At 51.5% G+C, this 26532-nt stretch carries 22 protein-coding genes; 9 read left to right on the top strand and 13 right to left on the bottom strand.

Annotation, left to right across the window (positions count from 1 at the left end; all coding sequences use genetic code 11):
* Window positions 1-74 precede the first annotated feature (74 nt).
* The 4 genes from GA565_RS11925 to GA565_RS11910 form a co-directional block, all read right to left on the bottom strand.
* Window positions 75-1826, bottom strand: a complete 1752-nt coding sequence (locus tag GA565_RS11925) for an iron ABC transporter permease (protein WP_152198618.1) — start codon at window positions 1824-1826, stop codon at window positions 75-77.
* A gap of 4 nt (window positions 1827-1830) precedes the next feature.
* Window positions 1831-2859, bottom strand: coding sequence for an ABC transporter substrate-binding protein (locus tag GA565_RS11920; RefSeq protein ID WP_226950955.1), 1029 nt, complete (start codon window positions 2857-2859; stop codon window positions 1831-1833).
* A 35-nt stretch (window positions 2860-2894) separates the two neighbouring features.
* A complete protein-coding gene (locus GA565_RS11915) occupies window positions 2895-3971 on the bottom strand; it encodes an ABC transporter ATP-binding protein (protein WP_152198617.1) in 1077 nt (358 codons plus the stop codon).
* Between the two features lie 230 nt (window positions 3972-4201).
* Window positions 4202-5089: an NAD(P)-dependent oxidoreductase gene (locus GA565_RS11910; RefSeq protein WP_152198616.1), complete on the bottom strand. Its 888-nt coding sequence runs from the start codon at window positions 5087-5089 to the stop codon at window positions 4202-4204.
* Between the two features lie 312 nt (window positions 5090-5401).
* On the opposite strand from GA565_RS11910, the gene GA565_RS11905 reads away from it, so the two are divergent.
* The 3 genes from GA565_RS11905 (at window position 5402) to GA565_RS11895 (ending at window position 8803) form a co-directional block, all read left to right on the top strand.
* Window positions 5402-5785, top strand: coding sequence for a protein YebF (locus GA565_RS11905; protein ID WP_226950954.1), 384 nt, complete (start codon window positions 5402-5404; stop codon window positions 5783-5785).
* A gap of 67 nt (window positions 5786-5852) precedes the next feature.
* Window positions 5853-6542 carry an NAD(P)H-binding protein gene (locus GA565_RS11900; protein ID WP_152198615.1) on the top strand — a complete coding sequence of 230 codons (690 nt, stop codon included), beginning with the start codon at window positions 5853-5855 and terminating at the stop codon, window positions 6540-6542.
* Between the two features lie 248 nt (window positions 6543-6790).
* The gene (locus GA565_RS11895; protein ID WP_226951032.1) at window positions 6791-8803 is read left to right on the top strand and encodes a TonB-dependent siderophore receptor; all 2013 of its coding nucleotides are present in this window, start codon (window positions 6791-6793) and stop codon (window positions 8801-8803) included.
* 36 nt (window positions 8804-8839) lie between these two features.
* Here GA565_RS11895 and GA565_RS11890 read toward each other — a convergent pair whose 3' ends face one another.
* Both GA565_RS11890 and GA565_RS11885 read right to left on the bottom strand, forming a co-directional pair.
* Window positions 8840-9943, bottom strand: a complete 1104-nt coding sequence (locus GA565_RS11890) for an ABC transporter substrate-binding protein (protein WP_226951031.1) — start codon at window positions 9941-9943, stop codon at window positions 8840-8842.
* Window positions 9944-10011: 68 nt separating this feature from the next.
* Entirely contained in the window at window positions 10012-10572 is a 561-nt protein-coding gene (locus GA565_RS11885) for a GNAT family N-acetyltransferase (RefSeq protein WP_152198613.1), read from the bottom strand.
* A gap of 103 nt (window positions 10573-10675) precedes the next feature.
* Here GA565_RS11885 and GA565_RS11880 point away from each other — a divergent pair, with 103 nt between their 5' ends.
* The 3 genes from GA565_RS11880 (at window position 10676) to GA565_RS11870 (ending at window position 13651) form a co-directional block, all read left to right on the top strand.
* Complete coding sequence (locus tag GA565_RS11880; RefSeq protein WP_152198612.1) at window positions 10676-11590, top strand: LysR family transcriptional regulator; 915 nt, start codon at window positions 10676-10678, stop codon at window positions 11588-11590.
* 144 nt (window positions 11591-11734) lie between these two features.
* Window positions 11735-13297, top strand: coding sequence for an MFS transporter (locus GA565_RS11875; protein WP_152198611.1), 1563 nt, complete (start codon window positions 11735-11737; stop codon window positions 13295-13297).
* An 81-nt stretch (window positions 13298-13378) separates the two neighbouring features.
* Complete coding sequence (locus tag GA565_RS11870; RefSeq protein ID WP_055771605.1) at window positions 13379-13651, top strand: DUF3811 domain-containing protein; 273 nt, start codon at window positions 13379-13381, stop codon at window positions 13649-13651.
* A gap of 55 nt (window positions 13652-13706) precedes the next feature.
* Here GA565_RS11870 and GA565_RS11865 read toward each other — a convergent pair whose 3' ends face one another.
* The 4 genes from GA565_RS11865 to GA565_RS11850 all read right to left on the bottom strand — a co-directional run bounded on the left by GA565_RS11865 (window position 13707) and on the right by GA565_RS11850 (window position 18400).
* The gene (locus tag GA565_RS11865; RefSeq protein ID WP_152198610.1) at window positions 13707-15026 is read right to left on the bottom strand and encodes a rhodanese-like domain-containing protein; all 1320 of its coding nucleotides are present in this window, start codon (window positions 15024-15026) and stop codon (window positions 13707-13709) included.
* A gap of 290 nt (window positions 15027-15316) precedes the next feature.
* A complete protein-coding gene (gene rluF, locus GA565_RS11860; protein ID WP_152198609.1) occupies window positions 15317-16189 on the bottom strand; it encodes a 23S rRNA pseudouridine(2604) synthase RluF in 873 nt (290 codons plus the stop codon).
* A gap of 167 nt (window positions 16190-16356) precedes the next feature.
* Window positions 16357-17319: an HTH-type transcriptional regulator Cbl gene (gene cbl, locus GA565_RS11855; RefSeq protein WP_084983347.1), complete on the bottom strand. Its 963-nt coding sequence runs from the start codon at window positions 17317-17319 to the stop codon at window positions 16357-16359.
* Window positions 17320-17452: 133 nt separating this feature from the next.
* Window positions 17453-18400 carry a 2-hydroxyacid dehydrogenase gene (locus GA565_RS11850; RefSeq protein WP_152198608.1) on the bottom strand — a complete coding sequence of 316 codons (948 nt, stop codon included), beginning with the start codon at window positions 18398-18400 and terminating at the stop codon, window positions 17453-17455.
* Between the two features lie 229 nt (window positions 18401-18629).
* On the opposite strand from GA565_RS11850, the gene glgX reads away from it, so the two are divergent.
* Window positions 18630-20903 (top strand): glycogen debranching protein GlgX, encoded by a 2274-nt coding sequence (gene glgX, locus GA565_RS11845; RefSeq protein WP_152198607.1) that lies wholly within the window; start codon window positions 18630-18632, stop codon window positions 20901-20903.
* A 49-nt stretch (window positions 20904-20952) separates the two neighbouring features.
* Here the strand turns inward: glgX and GA565_RS11840 are convergent, their stop codons facing one another.
* The 3 genes from GA565_RS11840 to smrA form a co-directional block, all read right to left on the bottom strand.
* Window positions 20953-21798: a serine hydrolase gene (locus tag GA565_RS11840; RefSeq protein WP_152198606.1), complete on the bottom strand. Its 846-nt coding sequence runs from the start codon at window positions 21796-21798 to the stop codon at window positions 20953-20955.
* A gap of 285 nt (window positions 21799-22083) precedes the next feature.
* Complete coding sequence (gene apbE / locus GA565_RS11835; RefSeq protein WP_152198605.1) at window positions 22084-23130, bottom strand: FAD:protein FMN transferase ApbE; 1047 nt, start codon at window positions 23128-23130, stop codon at window positions 22084-22086.
* 133 nt (window positions 23131-23263) lie between these two features.
* The gene (smrA, locus tag GA565_RS11830) at window positions 23264-23839 is read right to left on the bottom strand and encodes a DNA endonuclease SmrA (RefSeq protein ID WP_152198604.1); all 576 of its coding nucleotides are present in this window, start codon (window positions 23837-23839) and stop codon (window positions 23264-23266) included.
* A gap of 303 nt (window positions 23840-24142) precedes the next feature.
* Here smrA and GA565_RS11825 point away from each other — a divergent pair, with 303 nt between their 5' ends.
* Together GA565_RS11825 and GA565_RS11820 are read left to right on the top strand one after the other, a co-directional pair.
* On the top strand, window positions 24143-24952 hold the full coding sequence (locus GA565_RS11825; protein WP_152198603.1) for a mannosyl-3-phosphoglycerate phosphatase-related protein: 810 nt from the start codon (window positions 24143-24145) through the stop codon (window positions 24950-24952).
* 40 nt (window positions 24953-24992) lie between these two features.
* Complete coding sequence (locus GA565_RS11820; RefSeq protein WP_055771575.1) at window positions 24993-26213, top strand: hypothetical protein; 1221 nt, start codon at window positions 24993-24995, stop codon at window positions 26211-26213.
* Window positions 26214-26532 lie beyond the last annotated feature (319 nt).

The following is a 26532-nucleotide window of genomic DNA, read 5'->3' as shown; positions in this document are numbered from 1 at the left end:
GTAATCCTTGCTGACTCACCGCTAATAACAACTGTAGCACAGCGGCAATTGGGGTCGAAAAACACAGAAAGATCTTACGCGCGCCAGGGCAATATGCCTTCCGGCAGGCGTTTGGCAAACAGCGATGCCAGTAGCATAAACAGCAGAATCACCACAATCATCAGACACCCCACCGCTGCCGCGAGGGTTGAGGACCCTCCTTCATCAAGGAAGATAACCATCGGCCCTAACGTTTGTGTGCTGGAAGTGACCAAAAGAATTGAAACCTGAATTTCATTCAGCGCGGTCAGAAACACCAGAATTGCCCCCGCCATCGCCGAAGGTGCCGCCAGCGGCATTAAAATGTCCCACATGCGGCGCATAAAGCCGGCACCGGAAATCTGTGCTGCCTCGTCAAGTGAACGTTCAATCTGCGCAAAACCGGCCAACGTGGGACGCAGCACCAGCGCCAAAAAATTAGACAGATAGGCCGCAAGAATTATCCACACCGTGCCGTAAATACTGACGTTTATCAGTGGTAACGGCTTGAGGAAAAACAGAATGGCAGCTATGCCGGTCACAATCCCGGGTAGCGCATAGGCCAACTCGGTTGACATCTGCAACACGCTGACTAAACGACTGCGCTGCCAACTGAGGAAATAGGCCAAAAACAGTGAGGCAACAGTCAGGATAACCACCGCCAGTAGGGTTAATCCCAGGCTGGTAAAAAACGCCTGATGAATTGCCGGATATTGCCACAGGGCATTCAGGTAGTTTTCAAAGGTCAGTGTTCGCCAACTAAGCACCTGGCCAAAACCCCGAGTCAGCGACGTGGTCATCAGCGCAGAAAGTGGCAACAGCAGCGTTATCAGGATCCACAGCCAAGCCATACCCTCGACCGGCAAACGCCAGCCGCCGAGTGACTGAGTGAGAAGGCGCGGTGAGCCGGAGACGCGGACGTCACGACGTCCGCCTAAATAGCGGCTTAACGCTAACCCAGCGAAGGTTATGAGCGCAATTAACAGAGACAGCACGGCCATATCGGGCAATGCCGAAGGTCCGTAGCTATTGAGCCGCTGATACACCAACGTGATCAGCGTGGGTACGCGCCCGGGGATGCCCAGCATCGCCTGAATACCAAAATTACCGGCGGCGGCCACAAAAGAAAGCGCGGCACCGGCAAAAATTGCCGGGCGCGCCAGAGGGAGAATCACGGTAAATAAAACTCGCAGCGGCGACGCGCCGGTGATGCGTGCGGCTTCAACTAAATCAGCCGGTAAACGTCTTAGCCCCGCGCGCACGGTAAGAAAAACCAGCGGCGCATTGTGTAAACCCAGCAGAATAATAATGCCGGAGGCCGAATAGAGAGGCTGCTGATTACCCAAATTTAGCGGTAATCCCAGCCCGTTAAAGATGCCGACTACCCCCGTCAGCAGCGGGCTGGAAGGTGACAACGCTTGGATCCACGCCAGTGCTATGACCTGAGGTGGTATCATCAGCGGCAGAATAAACGTGAACACCCACAACTGCTTGCCGCGCAGATTCGTCAACGCAACCAGCAATGCCGCCAGCGTGCCGGTCAGCATCGCCAGCAACGTGGCGGACAGCGCAATGCCTATCGTATTGAAGGTAGCCTGCAACACTTTTTGCGTGCCAATAATGTGTAACAGGCGAGCTGCATCGAATATCCCTTCTGGCGCAATGGCGGCCCAGACGAGTCGGGTCAATGGAGCAACCGACAGGATGCCAATCATCAGGGCCAAAAACCACAACACGGCCCTTTCGCTGCGCCACGCCGAAAGTCTTTTAAAGGCGGCCGCTCGCGTCATCTCACCTATTACGCTCATAGCATTACCCGCCGAAAATTTGAGTAAATTTAGCGCGTACCTGTTTATCGTCTTCAACGGCTTTGTCTGAATCGAGGGTAAGCAGCTTAATTTTATCAATCGGTGTAAAACCGGCAGGTGCAGGGACGCTCTCATCAATCGGGCGATTGCCCTGTTTTACCACCAGCTCCTGGCCCTTTTTAGAGAGCAGGAAGTCTACAAAGGCTTTCGCGGCAGGCACGTTGTGTGCTGAGGACAGTATGGCCACCGGTTCGGTAACAAATGAAACCCCCTCTTTAGGATAAATCAGGTCAATCGGTGACCCTTTTTGCCTGGCTAAAATAATATCGGCATCGGTAATCACACCGTATTTATCCAACCCGCTGGCGACGGCCTTAAGCGCAGGTCCGTTGCCTCCCTCAGGCGTCACGCCGTTGGCCGCTAGCTTTTGGTAAAACTCCCAGCCAATCGTCGGGGTATTAATCGCGGTATGCAGATTGTAAAGCGCCGCGCCTGAATACAGCGGGCTAGGTACTGCCACCTGACCTTTATTATCTGCCGTGGTCAGCGCCATCCATGAGTCAACCGGTTTGGCATTTTTAGTGTTGTAGCCAATCACCGTGGCGATTATTTTGGTACCAAACCAGGTTTTATCTTTATCATAAAATCCTGGGCTAATATTTCCGACCGGTGCCTGCGGATAAGACATCAGCTTGCCCTCTTTCTTCAGGGCACCGAGGTTGATTGAATCAGCCACCAGCAGCACATCGGCTTTAACTTCTCCGGCCATCATCTCGGTATGCAGCACGTTCATCAATTGAGTGGTGCCGTTGCGCGTCCACTCTACTTGCAAAGAAGGATAAGCCGCTTTAAACGCGTCGATCGTCTGTTGGGCTATTTCCGGCGCCTGCGAAGTATAGACAACCAGTTTTCCGGTTGGCGCGTCATCAGCATGCGCCCACTGCGGTAACGCCAATGCGCTGGTCACCAACAGTGCGATAGTTGAACTTTTTGCGATCATTTTTTTGGCTGTAGTAGCAAATGTGATGTGCATAACCTGGTCCTTTAAGTAAAAGAGATATTGTTAACTCATTCATTGCAATCAGGAATAACCCAGCCATCGACCAGCGTGAGGCGAATTCTATCGCCAATGCGCCTCTCACCAATATAGCTCAGGTGATAAGTCAGATGCTGTGATTCAGCGCCCTCTGGTTCTACGTCCAGTTGGCTGTAGCCACCTCGATAGGTGATACGTTTAAGGGTGACGACAAAACCGGGTTCATCGTTTTCGGCTTCGCGCAGTGAGGCCGCATGCAGGCAGATTTTTCCTTTAGATTGAGGACTCTGCTGCTGGCTGGCACGCAAACGATACGCCACGTCCAGCAGGCTGACGTCTGCCAAACCTGGGCCGCACGGGCGAACGTTTTCAACGTCAATCACCCTGCCGTCATCAATAAATCGGGCGACCATTTCATTGGCCGGTTCCAGATACAGGGTTTGCGGGGTGGCAAACTGCATCACTTTGCCGGCGTCCATCACCACCACGCGGTCGGCAATCGCCATCGCCTCCTGTTGGTCGTGAGTGATATAGAGAAGCGTTGCGCCCGTATGACGATGAAACTGAGCAAACTCCTCTTCCATTGCCGCACGCAGATGCACATCGAGATTGGCCAGCGGTTCATCGAGTAGAACAACCGAAGGCTGGGCGACCAGGCAGCGCGCGAGGGCGACTCTCTGGCGCTGCCCGCCGGAGAGATCGGCAGGACGCCGCGTCCCAAAAGCCTCAAGTCCGACCATTTGCAAAGCCTTGGCCGTGCGCTGACGACGCTCTGCGTTGCCTACGCCGTTCACCTTGAGGCTGTAGGCCACGTTTTCTTCAACCGACATGTGCGGCCAGAGGGCGTAGTTTTGAAACACGATAGCCAGCTGGCGCTGTTCAGGCGGAATATGCCCCTCATCTGAGGAAACTTTGCGCCCGCCAATGCTGATGGTTCCGCGATCGATCTGCTCAAATCCGGCGATAGTGCGCAGCAGTGTGGTTTTACCGCAGCCGGAGGGGCCTAATACCGCCACAAACTCGCCGTGCCGAATATGCAGCGACACGTCATTAAGAACGGTTTGAGATCCAAAAGATTTACTGAGGTGGGAAATTTCAATAGCAGACATCAACGTTGCATCCCGCAGTTGAGAATGAAAATTCACAATTTCTAAATCAAGCAGGGTTTAAGCTAACGATGTTAAATGACGTTTTTATTAAATCTGGGTGACGATTCTGCTGCGCCACAAGGGGAAGCGGTATGAGGAAAACGCCGTCATTACTGAGGAAGATGTGAGAAAAACGTGATGACAATATGAGAATGAACGCTGCCATGCGCCAAGTCACGGCAGCACAGTGATTACTTGTTGTTTTTATTAGCGCCAAGATAACGATAGACCACGGAAAGGTCACTGTCACCGTATCCAGCATCTACGGCTTTTTGCCAGGTCTGGCTAATATTGGTCATCAGCGGCAGCGTGCGTGAGCCACCTGCTTTAAGCGCCAAATTAATGTCTTTCAGAGCCCATGTAAGCTGCATTTGCGGGGTGTAGTCATCGGATTTGAACATATCCATTTTGCCTTTGATGTAAGGCACTGCTAATGGACCGCCGTCCAGTACGCCCCAAAGTTCGTCAGTGGTAAAGCCGAGCTCTTCTGCAAGCTGTGAGCTTTCGGCAATCCCTTCAACCATCGAGATAAGCCAAGCGTTAACGACCAGCTTCATTTTTGACGCACGTCCGGCTTCTCCCAGCCATTTAACACCTTTGGAAATAGCGGCAAACACCGGCTCAACTGCGGCACCCGCTTCGCGATCGCCACTGGCCAGTACCACAATCTGTGCTTGCTCGGCCGGTCCTTTGGTGCCGGACACTGGCGCATCGATATATACGGCGTCGGGGCGTTGTTTTTTCAACAGTGCAATCAGTGTTTCGGTCGCATCAACGCCGATGGTGCCCATCTGCACGACGATCCCGCCGGGTTTAAGTCCGGCCAGCAGGCCGTCTTCGCCATTAAATACCGAGAGCGTGGTCTCACCGTCTGAAAGCATGGCGATGACGACATCAACGCCTTCAACGGTTTCACGTGGGGTTTTACCGGCTACGGCGCCCGCCTTGACCAGGTCTTCACCGCGCGCGGCGGTGCGGTTCCATACACGAGTGGTAAAACCTTTTTTGACCAGGTTAGCGGCAAATGCATGCCCCATGGCACCTAATCCCAATACTGCAACGGTGGGTTGCTGACTCATGTCCTACTCCTTGTTTACGGCAATTGTGCTTTGAATTTTGATGTTATTAATCTACCAAAAAGGCTAGCACTTACGAGCGGGGATTTTAGCTGCCATCTGTAAGGGGATATGAACTCGATCGCTGATGGGTCTGAACAGCCGTTTAGGTCAATGTGCTGTGGGATAACTTTCTGCTTTTACCCCCATTCCCCCGCCATAAATGGGTAAGGAGATAAATATAAAAACACCAATTTCCATTTAAGAAACCTCCCTTATATCGTACTCTTGGCGAGTGAAATTTTTAATATTAGTCAGTAAGACTCAGGAGTTATTGTGATTGGAAAGACGGGTAAAATGGTTTTAGGTGCCATGATTTGTGTGGTGTTCGCCATGGTGGTGCTGACTATCGGTATGACATATGTCTATCCAATGTGGATGCAGCGCACTTCTCCAGAGGCCTGCGCGACCGTGACGCCGCAAAATGCAATGGATTTGGTCACCCGTGATTTTATGGAAAATAAGCTGCCAAACTGGGGCAATGACAAAGATAACCTCGGTACTCAAGTCCCAAGCCTGTCGTTTATCTCAGACAATGTGAAAGAAGATAAAGGCACGTATCACGTCCCGTTTGAGGCTAAAGGCCCTGGCGGCACGCTGAAATATATGGCTCTGTTTAACTGCACGAATAAATATATCAAGTATAACCCCGTTGAATAATGAGCTCTTCTGCACGCCATCTTTTGGTGGCGTGTCATTTCACTCTTCCGGCTTTTGAGGTGTCATCATGCGAATTTTAATTCTGGGTGCAACGGGTATGGTCGGTCAGGGCGTGCTGCGTGAGACCTTGCTGGCGAATGACGTTAGCGAAACGGTCGTGTTGGGCCGAACGCCGATTGGCAAGCGCGATGATAAGCTGAAAGAAATTGTTCATGGCGATTTGTTTGACCTCACCGACATTGAATCGCAGCTTGAGGGCCTCGATGCGTGCTTCTTCTGCCTCGGCGTGTCTTCTTACGGGATGAGTGAAGCTGATTATGCGCACATTACCTATGACTTGACGCTGTCTGTCGCGAAAACATTGCAGCGTCTCAATGCAATGATGACGTTTGTCTATGTCAGCGGTGCGGGCACCGACAGCACAGAACGCGGTAAAAGCATGTGGGCGCGCGTGAAAGGGAAAACTGAAAATGCCCTGCTGGCTCTGCCCTTTAAGGCCGTTTATCTTTTCCGTCCTGGAATAATACAACCCCTACACGGCGTGAAGTCTAAAACGAAAGCCTATCGCCTGCTCTACCCGATCCTTTGGCCCTTTATCGTTATCGCCAGACCGTTAATGCCGGGGATTATTTTGACTACCGTAAATGTCGGCTTGGCCATGCTCAATGCGGCAAGGCGCGGCGAAGGAGACAGGGTGCTGGAGTCAAAAGATATCTATCAGCTAAGTCGTCAAACATTAACGCAGAATGCTCATTAAAATCATTTGTAAAAAATAGTGTAAATTGACAAAAATGATAATTAGAATGCAACGCGTTATCATTTGCATTTTCAGGGATTATCATTTTGTCGATTTCTATAAAAACCATAAAAAACAGTACCCATGGGCGTATAAGCAACCCGCAACCAGGGCGCTATTTTAAACCAGGCGTACTGGCACTGACCATTCTGCACGCCACGCCTTCGCTGGCTGCCACCGCTACTGCGGCTGAGAATAATGCCTCGGTGATGACGATTACCGCCGATGTAGCCGATGCTTATCCGATTGAATACAGTGCCAGCCAAGCCTCTACGGCCACCAAAACCGCAACCCCGCTTAACGAAACGCCACAGTCAGTGAGCGTCGTAACCCAGTCGATGATTGAAGATTATCAAGTGACCTCGTTGGATGAGGCGATGAAGTTTGTCAGCGGCGTTACGCAGGGCAACACCCTCGGCGGCACGGAGGACGGTTTTGTTAAACGCGGGTTTGGCGCCAACAGCGATGGGTCAATTCTGCTCGACGGCGTGCGCAGCAACCAGGGGCTCGGTTTTGGTGCTACCACCGACCACGTTGAAGTGCTTAAAGGCTCAGCCTCTCTGCTGTACGGCATTCAGAACCCGGGCGGCGTCATCAATATCATCAGTAAAAAACCGCAGTATCAATGGAATACGCGAGTGAGTGGCCGTACTGGCGGCTTCGGCGGCGGTTCTGGCGCGATTGATATCACCGGCCCGCTGGGCAACGGCTTCGCTTTCCGGCTCATAGCCGAACGGCAGTCCGAAGATTACTGGCGCAACTTTGGCAAAGACCAGCATACCCTCATCGCCCCTTCCCTAAGCTGGTTCGGGGAAAAAGCCAGTTTCAACATCAGTTATCAGGAATATAAATACGATATCCCTTACGATCGCGGCACGGCTTTCATTAATGGCAAACCGCTTAGCATTCCCTATGAGCGCCGACTTGACGAACTGGCCAACCATGCATGGGGCAAAAACAAACGCCTCAACACCACCTGGGAATATGAGCTGACGCCAGAATGGAAAACGCGTTTCACTTATGCCTGGATGCAGCGCCGCTACGACAGCAACGAAGTCCGCGCGACGGCCATTAACACCACTACTGGCGCAGTGTCGCGCCGTGCAGACGCCAACCGCGGATTTAACCATCAAACCAGCCTGACGTCGTGGGACTGGATAGGCGACCCACAGATTTTGGGCATGAAACATGACCTGCTGATTGGCGCCGATTATGAGAAAGTTGAGACCTACAAACAGTACTCCTATCGCGGTAAGGTCAACTCAAACTTTAGTATGTACGACCCGGTTTACGGCGTCTCGCCCATTACTAACAGTTCGACCTATCTCGACAGCAGCAGCAATCTGCGTTCAACCCTCTATAATCATTCGGTTTATGCCAAGGATAGCATTCATTTTACCGACCAGTGGATTGGAGTGATCGGCGGCCGCTATCAGCATTACAATCAAAAAAGTTCATACGGCTTTGTAACGCCGACCGAAACGCAGAACGACACTGAGAACAAGTTTCTGCCGCAGATTGGGCTGGTTTACAAGCTTAATGAAGTACTGTCCTTTTATGGCAATTTCAGCAAGTCGTTTACCCCGTCCACCAGCGTCGATGACGATGGCAATACCGCTCAGCCAGAGCTAGGTACCACCTATGAAGTGGGCAGCAAATGGCAGATAACGCCACGCCTGGACGCCACGATGGCACTGTATCGCATTGATGAAAAAGACATGTCGGTATTTATCAACGGCGTCACACGCAATATTCCCAAGGCGCGCTCAACCGGTATAGAGCTGGAAATGAACGGTGAGATTGCCAAAGATTGGAACCTCAGCGCCAACTATGCCTACGATAAAACCGAGATAGTTGAAGACAATGTGTCGCAAAGCAACGTCGGCAACCGTTTGGTGAATGCGCCGACCAATATGGGCAGCCTGTATGTCAGCCATACCTTGCGTTGGGTGCCGGTTCAGGGCGACGTGCGCCTCGGCGGCGGTGCGCGCTATGTAGGCTCACGCGCGGGTGACCCTGAGAACAGCTTCACCATGCCAGCCTATACGGTCGCGGATGCTTTCATCACCTGGGACAACGCGCTGCTGGGCAAACACACTCAACTGCGGCTTAACATTAATAATATTTTTAACAAGGAGTACTACACCTCCAGCGCCGGTAATCTGCGCGTAGAAGAAGGAGAGACCCGTAATCTGGTGCTTTCAGCCAGCGTAGACTTTTAACCGCAATCCCCCTGCCGGTACAGACCGGCAGGGGATTTATGGCTGCGCGGAAAGAGGAGTCCAGTAAGTACCCGTGAGCTGAATCGGCAAAAATTGCTGATAAATATCGTTAAGCGTTTGGTCAGGATTGAGTGAGGCGAATAGCTCGGGATAAAATACTTTGGCAAATATTTCGACATCGATCAGATGATAAGGACTTAAGTAAAAATTGTGCCACAGGCTGTAGGCTTTACCCTCGCGCACAGCCTGCAGGCTCGACAAAATAGGCTGCTGCGACATCAGCTTTTTGAAGCTGTCCTGAGCCTGCTGTACGCTGACTAACGGCCCCATTTGCAAATCGTCCGGCCTTTCCGGCCCGGACATGCCGGTGGTAATATAAATATCCGGCTTCGCGGCAATAACCGACTCAGGATTCATCTCCCCGTAGACCCCTTTAAAGGCTTTTTTGGCAATATTATCGCCGCCGGCAAATTGAAGCAGGTCGGCCAGATTGCCTTTTGACACGGTGGTACAACAGCTCTCTCTTCTGCCTAAATGCAGTTGCAGCATCACCGTCGGCTTTGGCCCATGATAGGCCGCCAGCGTCTTGGAAATGTGGTTCATGTGTTGCTGATAAAAGGTAATAAACCGCTCTGCCTTTTGCTGGGTATTCAGCACTTCTCCCAATAACTTGAGGCTGGGAATGGTGTTATTAAGCTGATCGACTCGGAAATCAACGTAGATAAACGGCACGCCGGCATTTTGCAACTGCTGTTCAATTGAACCTTCACCTGACGGCTTTTTGGCGTAGCGCGGCAAAATAACCAAATCAGGGCGAAGTGCGAGAATTTTTTCCGCACTCATCTGGTCATAACCGGTGTTTCCTAACTGTGGGATGGTGGCAATATGCGGGAAGGCTTTAAGGTATATTTGCCAGCTTTGCGGATCATAATGGGCCATGTCGCCCGGCCAGCCGACCACGTTTGCTGAGGGGTCGCCATTTTCAATCAGCGCCAGACTGTAAAGCATACGGCTTTCGCCCAGCACGATGCGCTGCGGATTGTCGGGCACTTCCACACGGCGCTGAAAGATATCGGTGACCGTTTTGGCCTGTACCTGGTAAACCCCTGTCCCGCCGCCAATCGCTATTGCAACGGCCATTGCCCAATTGGAAAAACGCATAAGGCCTCAAAAGTCATTTTCAAAGCCTTGGATGATAATGATTATCGTTATTTTTCGCAATCATGCGGTGACGTCGTGTCGCCCTCACCCAGCGTTCTTTGCATCATAATGGTGTTTAACCAGCGGCCGTGCTTATAACCCACCCCGGTCAATTGACCAATTACCTGAAAACCCAATGCCTGATGCAGCCGCAGCGAAGCCATATTTTCGCTGTTGCCAATCACCGCCATCATTTGACGCCAACCGCCACGTTCAGCGCGCGCAATCGCCTCGGCCATCAGCTTTTTACCGAGACCTTTTCCCTGCTGTCCTTCGGCGATATATACCGAACCTTCCACGGTGAAACGATAGGCGTAGCGCGGCCTGTAGGGTGAAAGGTAGCAGTAACCGACCACTTCTCCCTGCTGACGTGCCACTAAATATGGCAGGCCTTTGCTCAACACATTTTTACGGCGCAGCAGCATCTCTTCCAACGTAGGCGCTTCAGTTTCAAAACTGGATAGTCCATGAATAACGTGGTGCGCATAAATTTGCTGTACTGCCGACATATCCGACTCACTGGCGTCCGCCAGCTCAACGCCGTTTGTAGCGTCACTCTCCAATAACATGACTCTTTCTCACCTCGGTGATTGCATTGATTTAAAGAGTAAAGTAAACAGTTAAGTTAATGTAGCTTTGTGAACTTATCATCAGCATAAGAAAAACTTTGGTATGACTCGAAATACTGCGACAACGATCAATCTGGACCAACTCGCCACCTTCAAACTGGTGGTACGTCACGGCAGCTTTTCTCACGCCGCTGAAATATTAGGACTCACCCAACCGGCGGTGAGCCTGCAAATACGCCAGCTGGAACGTTTTTTTAATCTGAAACTGCTCGAGCGTATCGCCAAAAGAATGAAACCTACGGCTGCCGGTCTCACACTGCTGGAACAGATCCCCAATATTGATAACAGCATCGACCTCACCCTGCAGGCCATGGCGATTCATTCGCAGGGCGTGAGCGGCAATGTGACCCTGGGCACCGGTGCTACCGCCTGTATTCATCTACTGCCGCCGCTGCTTGGCCGACTCAAGGTTGAATGGCCAGGCCTGGGAGTGACGGTACGCATTGGAAATACCGATGAAATGGTAAAAGCCGTAGAGGAAAATCGCCTTGATTTGGCACTGGTCACCCTGCCGGCAGCAGGTAAAAACGTCTCGATAACGCCACTTTATCACGAGCCGTTTCTGCTTCTCGGCGCGGCAAACACACGCCAAACGTTGCAAAATATGACGCCCGAGGTGTGGGCCAACCTGCCGCTGATCCTCTTTGAACGCGGCAGCAGCACGCGACTTCTGATCGACAGCTGGTTTCATCAGCAAGGTTTAAAGCCGCGCCCCATCATGGAATTAGGCAGTATTGAAGCCATTAAACAGATGGTAAGTGCGGGTCTTGGGTTCAGCATTGTTCCGCAACTGGCGATGGCGGACGATACGTCAGGCGCGTTGACGTTTTGCCACCTCGAACCGGTGCTTGAGCGTCAACTTGGGCTGGTGTTACGCCAGGACAAGCCACTGAACAAAGGCCTGCAGAAAGTGATAGAGGCGCTTGAGGCACTGCGGAGTTTGCACAACTATAAGTAAAACTGATTATGTTATTTGAAACTCCTCTTGGATTTGGCCGTGCCGCCTCACGTAATATTGCCCTAGGCTAATGCCAGGGATTGCCAGGTTTATGCTGCACCAGATCGTTGTTTCTTCCCTATTTTTTGCCGCAGAGCATGTTTAATGACTGATTCAGTAGTTGCCTCACCGTTGACTTTCCGTCGCTCACTGCTGGCCGTTCTCGGGCTGGCGCTGGTATTAATGTTATCAGCATTAGATCAAACGGTTATAGGCAACGCCATGCCCTATATCGTTGCTGATTTGGGAGACTTTAATCTCTACGCCTGGGTAGCCACCAGCTATCTGCTGACCTCTATTATCACCGTGCCTATTTTTGGTCGCCTCGGCGACTACTATGGCCGTAAATATTTTGTTATCGCTGCGACCGTGCTGTTCACGCTCTCTTCGGCGCTGTGCTCGTTTGCCAGCAGTATGCAGATGTTGATTCTGTGGCGCGCGGTGCAGGGCATTGGCGGCGGCATGCTAGTGGGCACCGCCTTTGCCTGTATTCCAGAACTGTTTCCCGATACCCGTCAGCGTCTGCGCTGGCAGATTTTGTTCAGCACCGCCTTCAGCATTGTCAACGCCCTGGGGCCTACACTTGGCGGGATTTTAACCGAGCAGTACGGCTGGCGTTCAGTGTTCTATCTTAATTTACCGCTGGGTGTGTTAGCGCTGGTGGTGTCGTGGATTTACCTGCCCTACTTCAAACCGGAGAAAAAGGCCGCGATTCGCCTCGACTGGCTGGGTGCGCTGCTGATTATGTGCGTGCTGGGCAGCATGCAGCTTTTGGCGGAGTTTCTGCCGAGCAACGGCTCAGCCTTTACGCTACTGGGGCTCATGCTTGCCTGCGGCCTCAGTGCTGCCCTGCTGATTTTTCAACAGCGTCGCGCGCATTCGCCCATTCTCCCGCCGCCGCTGTTTGCCATTGGTCCGATTAAGCAGCTGTTTATTATTTCCGTGCTGATTGGTGCGGTGTTGTTCACTCTGCTGTACTTTATGCCGCTGCTGTTCCAGGGAGGCTATGGCTATTCGCCGAAACAGGCCGCGTGGTTAGTTACGCCAATGGGCGTGAGTATTACCATTAGCGCTATTATCAATGGCCGTATCGTGACCCGTATGCAAAATCCGATGCGTTTACCACAGATGGGATTTTTGGTCGCAGCTACCGCCTGCGCGATTTTAGCGCTGGTGGGCAGTCACGGTCACTTTGGCGTGCTGATGGGGTTAATGATGATGGCGGGTATTGGCATTGGTTTCATCTTGCTGAACGTCACCATTTTTATCCAGACGCTGGCCCCGCGTGAATTTCTCGGCATAGCAACCGCACTCACACAGTCCCTGCGTCTGGTTGGCGGCCTGCTTGGCACCGCGCTCACCGGCGCGGGTGTGACTAAGCTTTATAATGTTCACGTGGGCAGTAAACTGCTGCAGGCCAATGACGCCACGGTTCCCGACGCGGTGCTGCGCTATTTCTCTGACCCACAGGTGCTGCTGCAGCCGCTCAACCCGCAGTATGCCCAGTATTACCCGCTGGCGCGCAGTGCCATGGTGAATGCGATTGACATAGGTCTTGCCGTTTGCGCGGTTCTGGCGCTGCTGGCGTTTTGGCAATCAACCCGCCTGCCACTGATTCAATTTCCCGGCGTGACGGTCAAAGCCAAGAAAAAACCACAGACAACTTAATTAAATAATGCGTTATCTCTGAGTTTTTTAGACGTTAACGACTACACTGGAGGACACTTTCCTCAGAGGGACGCAAAAGTAATGAAAAGATTGACGCAACAAGACATGACGGAAAGCGAACAACGGGAGTTAAAAACTCAGTTAGACCGGGCAAGAAAAGCTCAGGGACGTGAACTGACCAACTCCGAGAACAACCGTATCAAAGACGATTATATTGATACGCTGATGGCCGAGAAAGAAAAAGTCGCCAGCAAAGCCCGTGCTGAAAAGCGCCGAGCCAAAGCCAACGCAACGCCAAGCACGTCGGCAACATATGACTGGACCGCCAGAACGCACCCCCGCGGTCGTCGCTAAAATTTATCTTTACTTGTTTATGGGCAGCCTCGGCTGCCCATTTTTATGGCGTACTCTACACCTCACCTCTTGCTGGCTGACGAAATCCGTGGGTGTTATCGCGCTCAAGCTGTGCCACTAGCCCGTCATCCCACGCTTTAATGCCTGTCTTCGCCTCATGTCCGGCATCGGCGTTTTCTTCCGGGTTCAGATATTTATCGCGCGGATTACGTAGATAAGGCGAATCGCCGTGTTCCAAAGGTCGGTCTTCGGCAATCCACTTCAGCGTACCACCGTCCAATAAATAGGCAGGCACACCGGTTAATCCCGCCACTTCAGTGACGGCGTAACGGGCTAAAAACCCACTGCCGCAGGTGACAACCCAGCGTTTGTGCCCAGGCTGCTGCGCTAATGCCTGCGGCAGCTGACTGCGGGCGGTAAACACCGCGCCAGGAATACGTCGGTTGCGAAAGTTGGCGCTGATCGTTAAATCGATAATGCCCGTATCGCCCTCTGCCAGCCACTGCTCCAGTTGTTCGCCGTCGATGCTTTCAATGGCCGGTACGGGAGCAGATGTCACGCTGCCATTGCCGGTTGCTGTAAATAACTCACTCACCGCATTGGCATTGTTAGCGTCAAAGCCCAGCACAAACACGCGCCAGTTCTGCTGGGCTAACCACGAGGCGACGATATTTGCACGCTGCCCGTTGTCGTCAAGCAACACAATTCTTGCTCCGCGCACGCTGGCATAGTGTTCAGTTTGTTGCAGCAGTTGTTCGCCGGTAACGTGACGCGCACCCGGCAGATGACCGGCCTGATACTCTTCAAGCGTGCGAACGTCAAACAGATACAGCGTTCGCTGACTGTCAGCCTGCCACTGAATGAGCTGTGACAAATCGATACTCTGCACGCCCACGCGTTTGGCCAAACTGCTGGCCTGGTTCAGGCTTTCCGGCTCAAACAGCTCGCTCGCCACCGGTGATTGTCCGTTGTACTGGCTCCAGGCCTTGAAAGCCTTGTTCGGCACGTTGACGCCTGCGAAGACTTCTCCGCCCGCTTCCTGCCAGCCCTCAAGATCCCCCGCCAGCAGCGCAACGTCCACATAGCCCAGCGCCTTAAGACGCTGATAGGCGACCTCGGTCAGGCGCGTATCAGTACGCTGATTGTAGCGCTGCCCGTTGTCATACAACGTAATCGGTGTCGTTCGACTCGGTATGCGGTCCAGCACTTCTATTTCAAGCTTAGAAAGTGGCAAATTAGCAGCAAACAACGGATGCCCGCTGGCGAAATCGGCCTCTTCACGCAGGTCGACAATAGCCACTTCCTGGCCATTGCGCAGCGCCTGCAGGAGTTCGGCCGTGTGGCGCAGAGGGGGAGAATTAAAGGAATCAGGCATAACAGAGGCTCCACAAATCTAAGGCTCGGATTGAGACAGTGATATGCAGGCTAGCACCGGCGAAAACGATGCAAAATTCATATTATCGCTAATCAAATGTTAATTATTGATTTCTCTTCGTGCAATGGGCTGACCAGGGTAGATAACGCCTGATGGCTTCTCAATCGCAGGAGTGCAAGGTATGAGCTTACAGTTGAAGGGTATGCTCGACCAGAAGGGTGTATGAATATTGAGGACAGCGGCTCGGTGCCTCTGTCCTTAGTAGATAGGTGACAGCCTGTAATACAGGATTAACGCCCTTTTTTCTTACGGCCGGCCTGAGCAAAGCGCTTGCGGGATGAGGCATTGCCATCAGGCTTTTCAGCAGTTTTTGGCTTGCTGATGTTTGGTTTTTTAACGCCAGCAGTTTTGGCTGGCGCCTTTTTTGCCGGTTTATCTTCAGACGATGAGTTTTCAATCAGTTTGAAAAGTTCGACCAGTTCATCGTCGGTCAAATCGCGCCATTCACCCAGCGGCAACCCTTTCAGATTGACGTTCATGATGCGCGTGCGCTCAAGCTTGGTCACTTCAAAACCAAAATGTTTACACATGCGGCGAATCTGACGGTTAAGCCCCTGCACCAGCGTAATGCGAAACACCATCGGTGCTTCTTTTTTCACTTTACATTTTTTTGTGACGGTTCCCAGCATTGGCACACCGGCGCCCAGCCCCTGAATAAACTCGTCGGTAATCGGCTTATTTACCGTAACCAGGTACTCTTTTTCGTGATTGTTGCCAGCGCGCAGGATTTTATTAACTAAATCACCGTGGTTGGTGAGAAAAATCAGCCCCTGGGAATCTTTATCTAAACGTCCAATGGGGAAAACACGCTTGCTGTGGTTAACGTAATCACTGATGTTGTCACGCTCGCCTTCTTCCATGGTGGTGATAATACCCACCGGCTTATTCAAAGCGATCAGCACCAAGTCTTCTTCATCACGCGGTTCGATAAGCTGCCCATTAACTTTGACAACGTCACCTGGGAAAACCTGATCACCGACTGCGGCACGCTTACCGTTAATGAAAACGTTGCCCTGTTCGACGTAACGATCGGCGTCACGGCGAGAACAGATGCCGCTCTCACTGATATATTTGTTAAGACGAATGGATGAGTTGGTCAGCATGGTTTCTCCGGAAAAAGCGGACTATACCTCACCGGAGTGGTGATGCGAAGTGTGGTTTGGAGCAAACGGGGAAAATTTTAACTTCAAAGGTATACGCTTTGCGCACTGGGCGGTGGCCCAGCGCATGCCCTTAAACTCAAATTTGCCAGTAAAACCCAATCAAAAATCTAGATTTGGTAATCAATCACCACATCGCTATCACTCTGCGGCTGTTTGAAAACCTTCTCTTTGATTTCATTAATCGACAGGCTCTGATTACACAGCTCAATAAAGCGCCAAACATAGTTACGTTGTAACTGGGAGCGCTTTAGGCCAAGCCAAACGGTGTTCGACTCAAAAAGATGTTCTGCATTAATAAGTTGCAATCCACGGTCTCTGTCGGCATCAAAGGCTTTATCCGCCAGAATACCCACGCCTAAACCTAACTCGACATAAGTTTTAATGACGTCCGAGTCCTGCGCGCTGAGCACGATGTCAGGATTAAGCCCGTTTTGCTCAAAGGCGCTGTCAACCCGCGAGCGGCCGGTAATGCCCTGACGATAGGTGACGAGCGAGTATTCACTGAGCTGCTGCAGGGTTACCGGCTGCTGCTCAAGTAACGGATGGCCGTCCGGAACCAGAACGGCGTGATGCCAGCGATAATAAGGGAATGACGCAACAGAGGGGTCATTAATCAGCTTTTCACTGGCTATTGCCACGTCGGCCTGTCCGCTAAGCAGCATGGCCAGCACTTCCTGAGGCGACCCCTGATGCAGCTCCAGACGCACTGCGGGATAAACCGCGCGGAACGCTTTAATCACCCGAGGCAAACTGTAACGAGCCTGGGTGTGAGTCGTGGCAATCGTTAATACACCGGCATCCTCCTTAGAGAAAATGTCGGCTAGACGACGAATATTTTGCGCTTCGTTGAGGATACGCTCGGCTACAGACAGCAGCTCTTTACCCGGCTCGGTTAATCCCAATAACCGCTTACCGCGACGAATAAATATTTCAACCCCGAGCTCGTCTTCAAGCTCGCGAATGTGGCGGCTGACGCCCGACTGTGAAGTAAAAAGCATATTTGAGACTTCAGTCAGGTTGTAATTGCAGCGCGCTGATTCCCGTATAATTTTTAGCTGTTGGAAATTCACCGTGCACCCCTATTAGTTTTCCATGATGCCTATTGTTACGTTCTCGTAACCTTTAGGACAAATACGAAAAAACCGTTACTTATGCTTTTTACTAATAAGGGCGCTTTTATTATGCGCAAAAGCCTATTTTGAACTACGCCTTAACCGGCGTTAACACGGCTTTACCGCTGAAGTGGGCCGCAAGATTGTTCAAAACCAGCTTCATCATATTGTCCATCGCCTCCGGTGAACGGCCTGCCGTATGCGGCGTTAGCACCAAATTTTTGGTCATGGGAATCAACGCTTCAGGCACCTCAGGTTCACCGTCAATGACGTCGAGGGCCGCACCGGCAATACCACCGTACTGCAGGCTATCTATCAATGCCGCGGTATCTACCACAGTGCCGCGCGCGATATTAATGAGATATCCTTCAGGGCCAAGCTCGCGCAACACCTCGGCGTCCACCAATTTTACGGTATCTTTACCGCCGGGCGTGGCGACCACCAAATAATCAGCCCATTTTGCCAGTGCCTGTCTGCTCTCAAAATATTGCCATGGGCTGTCGGTTATCTGTCGACGATTAAAATATCCCACCGGCATATTGAACCCCCCGGCGCAGCGCTGCGCTATTTGATGACCAATATTGCCCATGCCAATAATGCCGAGTTTTTTGCCAAACATGCCGGGCAGTGTGATACGTGATTGCGTCCATTTACCGGTGCGAACGCGATGGTCGAGATAGGGAACGCGGCGAGTGATGGCTAACATTAGCGCCAAAGTATGGTCAGCCACCGCCGAGTTATTGGTTCCCGGACCGTGTGTTACCTGAATATTTCGCGCCTTGGCCGCCTGGGTATCGATAAGTTCAAAACCTACGCCCTGCGCACAGATAATCTCAAGCTTGGGCAGACTGTCCATCTGTGAAGCTGATAATCCAATCGAACCCACGGTGAGCACCGCACGAATTTCAGCCGCAATTTTGGGGTCAAGCTCGGCACGTTGTTCGGCGGTAGTGGCGTAATAAAGGGTAAAACCTGCGGCTTCAAACTGTGCCGGATAACCGGCATCGGGTTCAATATGGCACAACAAAGCGATTGTCATCACGACTTCCCTCGGGTAAAAAACAGACGCAATTGCGCCATAACAAAGCGGATTTTCAGCCTTGTAAAATGAGTTCCAGCAGGCTATTTACTATCATGTAACAACTTAAACTTGTACAGCTTTTCAGCCAGATCATCTGTTTCAAGGTGCGTTTAATCCACATCGTCTACACTCCAGAGATGCGCTTTGCACATTATTGTTCGTAACCTCTTTCGGAGATCACTTGACGATGGCCAAAGCCCCACCAAAGAAATCGGTTAAACCGACCGCAACAGTCGATACTTCCAGTAAACCCCAAGCAGCCGTCGATGTTGAAGTTTCAGACCAAGGCGTACGTTTAATTTATCCCTACAGTGACGGAGAAAGGGTCAAGGATTTTGATAGCGGCCATAAAACCCGCGTTCGCGAAGGACTACCGGTGCCATTAGGTGCCACATGGGACGGTCTGGGGGTGAATTTCGCCCTGTTTTCAGCCAATGCCTCCAAAGTTGAACTTTGCCTGTTCAACGACCAGGGCGAAGAGTACGACCGCATTGAGCTTCCTGAATATACTGACGAAGTGTGGCACGGGTATCTGCCCGACGCCCGCCCAGGTTTGCTGTATGGCTACCGCGTTTACGGCCCGTATGCGCCACACGATGGTCACCGTTTTAACCCCGCCAAGCTGCTGTTGGATCCTTACGCCAAGCAAATCGTCGGCGATTTAAAATGGGACGACGCCCTCTTCGCCTACGACATGGAAAGCGACAAGAAAGACCTGCATATTGATGACCGCGACAGTGCGGCGTTTTTACCGAAATGCCGAGTTATCGACCCTGCATTTTCATGGTCCCGCTCACGTAAAAATCCGGTTCCATGGGAACATACCATTATTTATGAGACCCACGTACGCGGCTACACCATGCGCCATCCGGCAGTTCCCGAACACCTGCGCGGCACGTTTTCGGCGATGACTACGCCGCAAATTGTTGATTACATCAAGTCGCTGGGAGTAACGTCGATTGAGCTGATGCCTATCCACGCCTTTACCGATGACCGCCATTTACAGGACAAAGGTTTGCATAACTTCTGGGGTTACAACACCTTAAGTTTTTTTGCGCCGCATCCGCAATATATGGCGACCCACACAGTTAACGAATTCAAGCAGATGATTGCCACGCTGCACGCCGCTGAAATCGAGGTAATTCTCGACGTGGTGTATAACCACACCGCCGAAGGTAACGAGCTAGGCCCAACGCTGTCATTTAAAGGTATTGATAACGCCAGTTATTATCGCCTGATGCCCGAAAACAAGCGCTACTACATTAACGACACCGGCACGGGCAACACACTTAATCTGAGTCACCCGCGCGTACTGCAAATGGTGACCGATTCACTGCGCTACTGGGCCACAGAAATGCAGGTTGACGGCTTCCGTTTCGACTTGGCCACCATTTTAGGTCGCGAAAGCTATGGTTTCGACGAGGGCTGCGGCTTTCTCGATACCTGCCGTCAGGACCCTGTGTTGAGCCAGTGTAAACTGATTGCCGAGCCTTGGGACTGTGGCCCCGGCGGTTATCAGGTGGGCGGCTTTCCACCCGGCTGGGTCGAATGGAACGATCGTTTTCGCGATTCGGTGCGCAAATTTTGGCGCGGTGACGAAGGTCAACTTGCAGACTTCACGACTCGCCTCTCCGGATCGGCCGACCTTTTCAACCATCGCGGCCGCAAGCCTTACGCCTCGGTAAACTTCATCACCGCCCACGACGGCTTCACCCTCAATGACTTGGTTTCTTATCAGCACAAACACAATGAGCAGAATGGTGAGGACAGTCAGGACGGCACCGACAACAATATTTCAGCCAACTACGGCGTTGAGGGCCCAACGGACGATCCGACCATTAATGAACTGAGAGTGCGTCAAATGCGCAACATGCTGGCCACGCTGTTCTTCTCGCAGGGAACGCCGATGCTGCTCGCCGGCGATGAGTTCGCCCGTTCGCAGAACGGCAACAATAATGCCTACTGTCAGGACACGCCGATCGCCTGGGTTAACTGGAACATTCAAGACAAAGGTAAATCGCTGATTTTATTCACCTATCGACTCATTGCCCTGCGAAAAAGATTTCCAATTCTGCATCGTGGGCGTTTTCTCACCGGTGAACTGCATGAAAAACTCGATGTAAAGGACGTGAGTTGGTTTCAGCCCAACGGCGACGAAATGACCGGTGATGCCTGGAGCGACCCTCACGCCAAAAGCATTGGTATGCTGCTCGACGGACGTGCTCAGCCTACCGGTCTGATTCGCTATGGTTCACTGAGCACCATTTTGCTGCTGTTTAATGCCGCGCACGAGGAGGTCGTTTTTTCGCTGCCTTATGTCGCACACGGAGAAAGCTGGCGGCACATTCTCGATACCTTCCAGCCTGATGATATCAACGAGCACAACTTTGACTTTGGCCGTGAATACATCTGCCCATCGCGCACGGTGGTGCTGTTTGAGCTGATCGGCCTCTCCAAATAACCGCCCCCTCTTCCCCCTTTAGACAACGCCCGGTTTACTTAACGGGTGTTTACAGATTACCGTGCATTAGCCACGCTTTTAGCCCCAGCGCATCGTGATAATGTGAATAGCTGCGCGGTCCACCGGCAATAATCATCAGCACGTCCTGGCCCTTTATTCGCGTATAGACGATCAGACAGTGCCCGGCCTGATCGGTGAAACCGGTCTTCTGCAAGACAATATTCCAGGTTTTATTGTTAATCAGACCGTCAGAACTGCGGTAAACCAGCTGACCTCGCCCCGGATGCACCACGTAATGTGTGTCGGTGGAAAGTTGACGAATAAGCGCATAGCGATAGGCATGTTTAGCCATAATTGCCAGGTCATGCGCCGAGGCGGTATTGCGCGGCGTCAAGCCTGTGGGATCGTAAAAATGGGTATTGCGCATACCGTAGGCCTGAGCCTTGCGATTCATCTGGCGCACAAATGCGCGGCGCCCGCCCGGATAGTAACGACTCAGCGCAGCGGCGGCGCGATTCTCTGACGACATCAGCGCAATATGCAGCATGTCTTTACGCGACAAAGTGGAACCAATGGACAGCCGCGAGTGAGTGTTCTTTAGCAGGTCACGATCGGCGGGCGTCACGGTGATTTTCTGACTCAACGATTGTTTACTGTCGAGAACCACCATGGCTGTCATCAGCTTGGTCAGCGATGCCATAGGGTAAGCTCGGGCGGTATTCTTCTGGTAAAGCACCCGTCCGTTCGATGCATTAATGACCAGCACCGAGCGCGAAAGCATACGCGGCACTGTTTTAGCACAAGCGTTGTGCGCAATGAAACAGATCAACAGTAAAGACAGTGGAACTGCGTGACGGGTAAACCCAGAATGAAAGACTCGGGAAAAAAATGACATGACGACCATAAAACGTTTAAAGATGAGTTTGTGACTTCAGCAACGTAGAAAACAGCCGCTTCTTTGAAGACAATGTAGGGATAACTCTTTTTTCACAGCAAATCTGCAGCGGTGAAGCTGGAATATGCCGAGAAAAAAATGCTCCCCTGAAAACAGATACTGCCCAACTTGTCGTAACCGACCAAAAGGTAAATTGTAAAAAAATCGGTTTGTTACGCTAATAACCCGCAAATAAAGGCACTGCGGGTTATTTTTAAGAGTGTTCTTAGAACATAATGCAGCCGGTTAGTCGGCCTTGCGCAGGTACGCCTTGAACTGAGGGGTCATAGTGGTTTTAAAGCCATCGCCTTCCTTGGTGATTAAATAGACCGCCAAATGCTCTTTCTCCGCCAGCGCCAAGGCCTTTTTAGTCCCCAGCACCATTAGACCCGTGTCCCAACCGTCGGCCTCTAGCGCAGAGGAGGCAATGACCGTGGCCGAAACCAGTTTATGCGTGATAGGACGTCCAGTAGCGGGATCGATAATGTGCGAAAGGCGTTTTCCGTCGAGTTCATAATAGTTGCGATAGCTGCCAGAGGTGCTGATGCCCATGCCCTGCAAATCGACAATCGCCTGCACCGCATCTTCTTTGTCGGTGGGCTTTTGAATTGCCACCTGCCACGTTTTACCTTCTGGATTTTTACCACGAGACACTACGGCACCGCCGACCGACACCAGATAATCACTGATACCGTTGGCCTCAACCAGCCGCGCCAGATGGTCTGTGGCATAACCTTCACCTACGGTGGATAAATCGACATACATGTCGGGCTTATCTTTTTGCAAATAGTCACCGTCGTACTGCTGAATCACTTTTAGATGCTGCAGACCGATTTCGCCCTTGGCGGTATCAATCTGTTGCTGCGTCGGCATCTTAATCGGCTCTTTGGTCGGGCCAAATCCCCATAGGTTAACCAGCGGACCCACGGTAATATCCATCGCCCCACCCGTTTTTTGCCCTATTCTCAACGAAGTAATAATCGCATCGGCCATGCCTGAGCTGATCGGCTGCGGCTCGGTACCGCTGTATTGATTAAAGCGTGAGAGTACGGAATCGTTTTTATAGGTCGAGAGTTCGTGGTCGTCTTCTTTAAGCTGGTCTTCAATCTGCTGGCGCAATTGCGGTTCACGGCTTTTATCGAGTCCTACCACGCTGACCCGATAATAGGTGCCCATGGTTTTCCCTGTGATAACCACAGACTGCGGCGCGTCTTTGTCCGGACCGCAGGCGCTGAGTAGAACCGCGCAGCCAAGAATGGCTGGGGCAGAAAGAAGGTGGCGTGTGAACAACATGAAAACTCACTTAGCAAAACGCAGGATTAATGTGATACCAAAATTTATCGGCACACATTATACAACCCAAACTAAACCCGGCGTTAACGACGAACGCAGTATTGCGTTAAGTTTTCTTTCGTTTAATAAACAGTTAACGGCTGCGTTTAGCATGCCGCTCCCAATTTTCCTGTTTGGCTTCGGCGGATTTTTTCAAGGCAATGTAGCAGGCTCCCGCGCCACCGTCTTTGCCAACAGCCACGCTGAACGCCTGAACCTCATCGAGCTGTTTTAGCCATTTGGCGAGGTAGCTGCGCACAATGTTAGCGTGACTCTGATCGTGCCTTCCGCGCCCGTGCACCACCAGCAAGGTCCGCAGGCTTCGTGCCTGCGCCTGCAGAAAGAAGCTAAACAACTCCTGGCGGCAGGTCTCTACCGGTTTGCGTAACAGATTAAGACTCGCCTCGAGCGGATATTTACCCTGGCGCAGTTTGTCGAGCACGCCCTGCTGTACACCGGGCTGCTTGTATTCAAGAGGAGTAGCACACTCAATAATATCAAGAAATCCGGTGGTCAGAATATTTTCAGGCTGCGTCAGTTCTGGATCCTGCACTTTGGCCGTTTTATGCTGATTTTTTAAATAAACTACCTGATTATTATCTGAGAGTTTCTGCACGTCAGCCATTTCCTGAAAGAACAGAAGACCCTCATTCTGGTCATCATTTTTCATCGCTTGCCTCCCCGATTTATCCCTTTATTTAAACCACACAGCGCCACTTTAAGCCCGCTATAAAGCACGTTCGCGAGCAACGAGGGTCATAAAACTGAGTGTATAGAAAAACCGGCCAGCTGCAATATTTCACACGTAGATCCCGGGTTCACGGGCAGACCGTTGCGCATAACTCCCTGTAACTCGGCCTGTTATTTCATGTTCAAAAAAGTGGGTTATTAAATTAGGTATATACTTAACCGTTGGAGCAGAGAGATTAAGATTCAGTGTCCTCTTTGTTTCCATTCAAATTGAGGAGAAACAATGCCGTACCTTGATGACAATCTTCTTGTATTTACAGACCTTGACGGGTCGCTGCTCGACCATCACACCTACAGTTGGCAGCCGGCACAGGAATGGCTCGACCGACTGAGTGCGGCGCAGGTGCCGGTAATCTTGACCACCAGCAAAACGGCTGCCGAGGTCGCTCAGTTGCAACAACAGCTTAGGCTGACTCAGCATCCCTTTATTGCAGAAAATGGCGCGACGATTAGCCTGCCAAGCGATTGGCACGGCGAAAAAGATAACTCGACCGGACACTTTAATGGCACCTCTTATGAGGACATCCGCCGCACTCTGATTAACCTCCGCCAGAGATATGACTTTGAATTTAGAGGTTTTGGCGACGTTAGCACACAACAGGTCGTGGACTGGACCGGACTTAAATTAGAAAACGCCAAACTGGCCATGCAGCGTGAGGCATCCGAACCCCTCATCTGGTTCGGTAATGACCTCGATTTTGCTCGATTCGAAAAATATCTGCATGAGGAAAATCTGGCACTTACTCGCGGCGGCCGCTTCTGGCACGTGATGGGCAAAGATGCCGGTAAAGGCCCGGCGGTCAAGTGGCTGAGCGAGCAGTATGAGCAGCAATCTGGCAAGCCAGTGCTCAGCATTAGCCTGGGCGATGGCCCCAATGATATTGGTATGCTTAATGCAACACACTGTGCGGTGGTTATTCTTGGGCACCACCCACACGCCATGACACTTGAAAATGAAGAACACGCTTTTCGCACCACGCAACGTGGTCCAGAAGGTTGGAAGCAGGGTTTAGACCATTATATTCGTCTTTGATTTTTCTTTTAACTTTTTGATTATTAAGATTGAGGTTCCTATGAGCGACTTTTATCAGGATGGCGTCATCACTAATTTTCACAATTTGACGAAAAGAAAATTAGAAGAACTGGAATATGACCTGCAAGTGTTCTCGGGTCGCCGCTCGATGGGCCTTATACTGCCGTCGCTGTTCTCTGAGCTTGAGGGTCCGGCCCTGAGCAAGATTGTCGACGAGCTGACCAAGGTGCCTTATCTGGAGGAAATTGTCATTGGTCTGGATCGCGCCGACCGCGATCAGTTCTTGTTTGCCCGTGAATTCTTCTCTCGACTTCCCCAGCGTCATCGAATTTTGTGGAACGACGGCCCGCGCCTCAAGGCGCTTGACGAGGAGCTTAAAAAAGAGAACTTGTCGCCAATGGAACCCGGCAAGGGGCGCAATGTGTGGTTCTGTGTGGGCTATACGCTCGCATCGCGGCGCACGACAGTCGTAGGTTTGCACGACTGTGACATTGTCACTTATACCCGTGAAATGCTGGCACGCTTGATGTATCCGGTAGCGAACCCCAACTTCCATTATGACTTCTGCAAAGGGTATTACGCGCGCGTCGCCGACGGCAAATTTAACGGTCGCGTAGGTCGCTTACTGGTGTTCCCGCTGCTCAAATCGCTGCAAATTGTCTACGGAAAGTCAGAATTTTTGGAGTATTTACGCAGCTTCCGCTATCCACTTTCCGGCGAATTCGCCATGCGCACTCATGTGCTTAACGACCTGCGCATCCCGAGCGACTGGGGTTTGGAAATCGGCGTACTCTCCGAGCTGCACCGTAATACGGCCACCAAGCGTATTTGTCAGGTGGATATTGCCGACAACTATGACCACAAACATCAGCCAATGTCGGAAGAAGACGCCAGCAACGGCCTGCAACGCATGAGTATTGATATTACCAAGGCGCTATATCGTAAGATGGCGATTTTAGGCGTGCCCATTACCGCCGAGTCTTTCCGGGTGCTGAAAGCGACCTATTACCGCAATGCGCTGGATATGATTGATGGTTTTGAGCACGACGCCAAAATGAATGGACTTAAATTTGACCGCCACAGTGAAGAGTCGGCGGTTGAACTGTTTTCAGGCGCGATTATGGAAGCCGGTCTGGCCTTCGTTGATACGCCTAGTGAAAAACCGTTTATTCCAAGCTGGAGCCGCGTTCAGTCTGCATTCCCCGACATGCTTGAGCGCCTGCACGATGCTGTTGAAGAAGATAATAAAGGCAATGTTTAATTAGCCTTGCAGCTCATCACAGGGACGCGATGAGCTGTTAGTTGTTGCAGATTATTAGCACACATCGATCACCCTCTCCCCGTATGAATTATTTGCTGGCCTACGCTTTTTCTAAACGTTTGGAATAAACTTTAGCAAAAATAATAACCCCATTCTTTCCAAAAAAGCTGTCAATTAGCAGTCTGATGCCTTTGCTTTTGTTTACGAAAGGTTAATTACCGAACCTAGCTCAAGCACCCGACAAATAACATTGTAGTAACAATTAAAATCAACATCACAAAAAAAACGATTGTTCCTCATTTTTGGCACAGATATTGTC

Source organism: Rouxiella sp. S1S-2, from assembly GCF_009208105.1.
Lineage (GTDB): Bacteria > Pseudomonadota > Gammaproteobacteria > Enterobacterales > Enterobacteriaceae > Rouxiella.
This window is presented reverse-complemented; position numbering and strand designations above follow the sequence as displayed.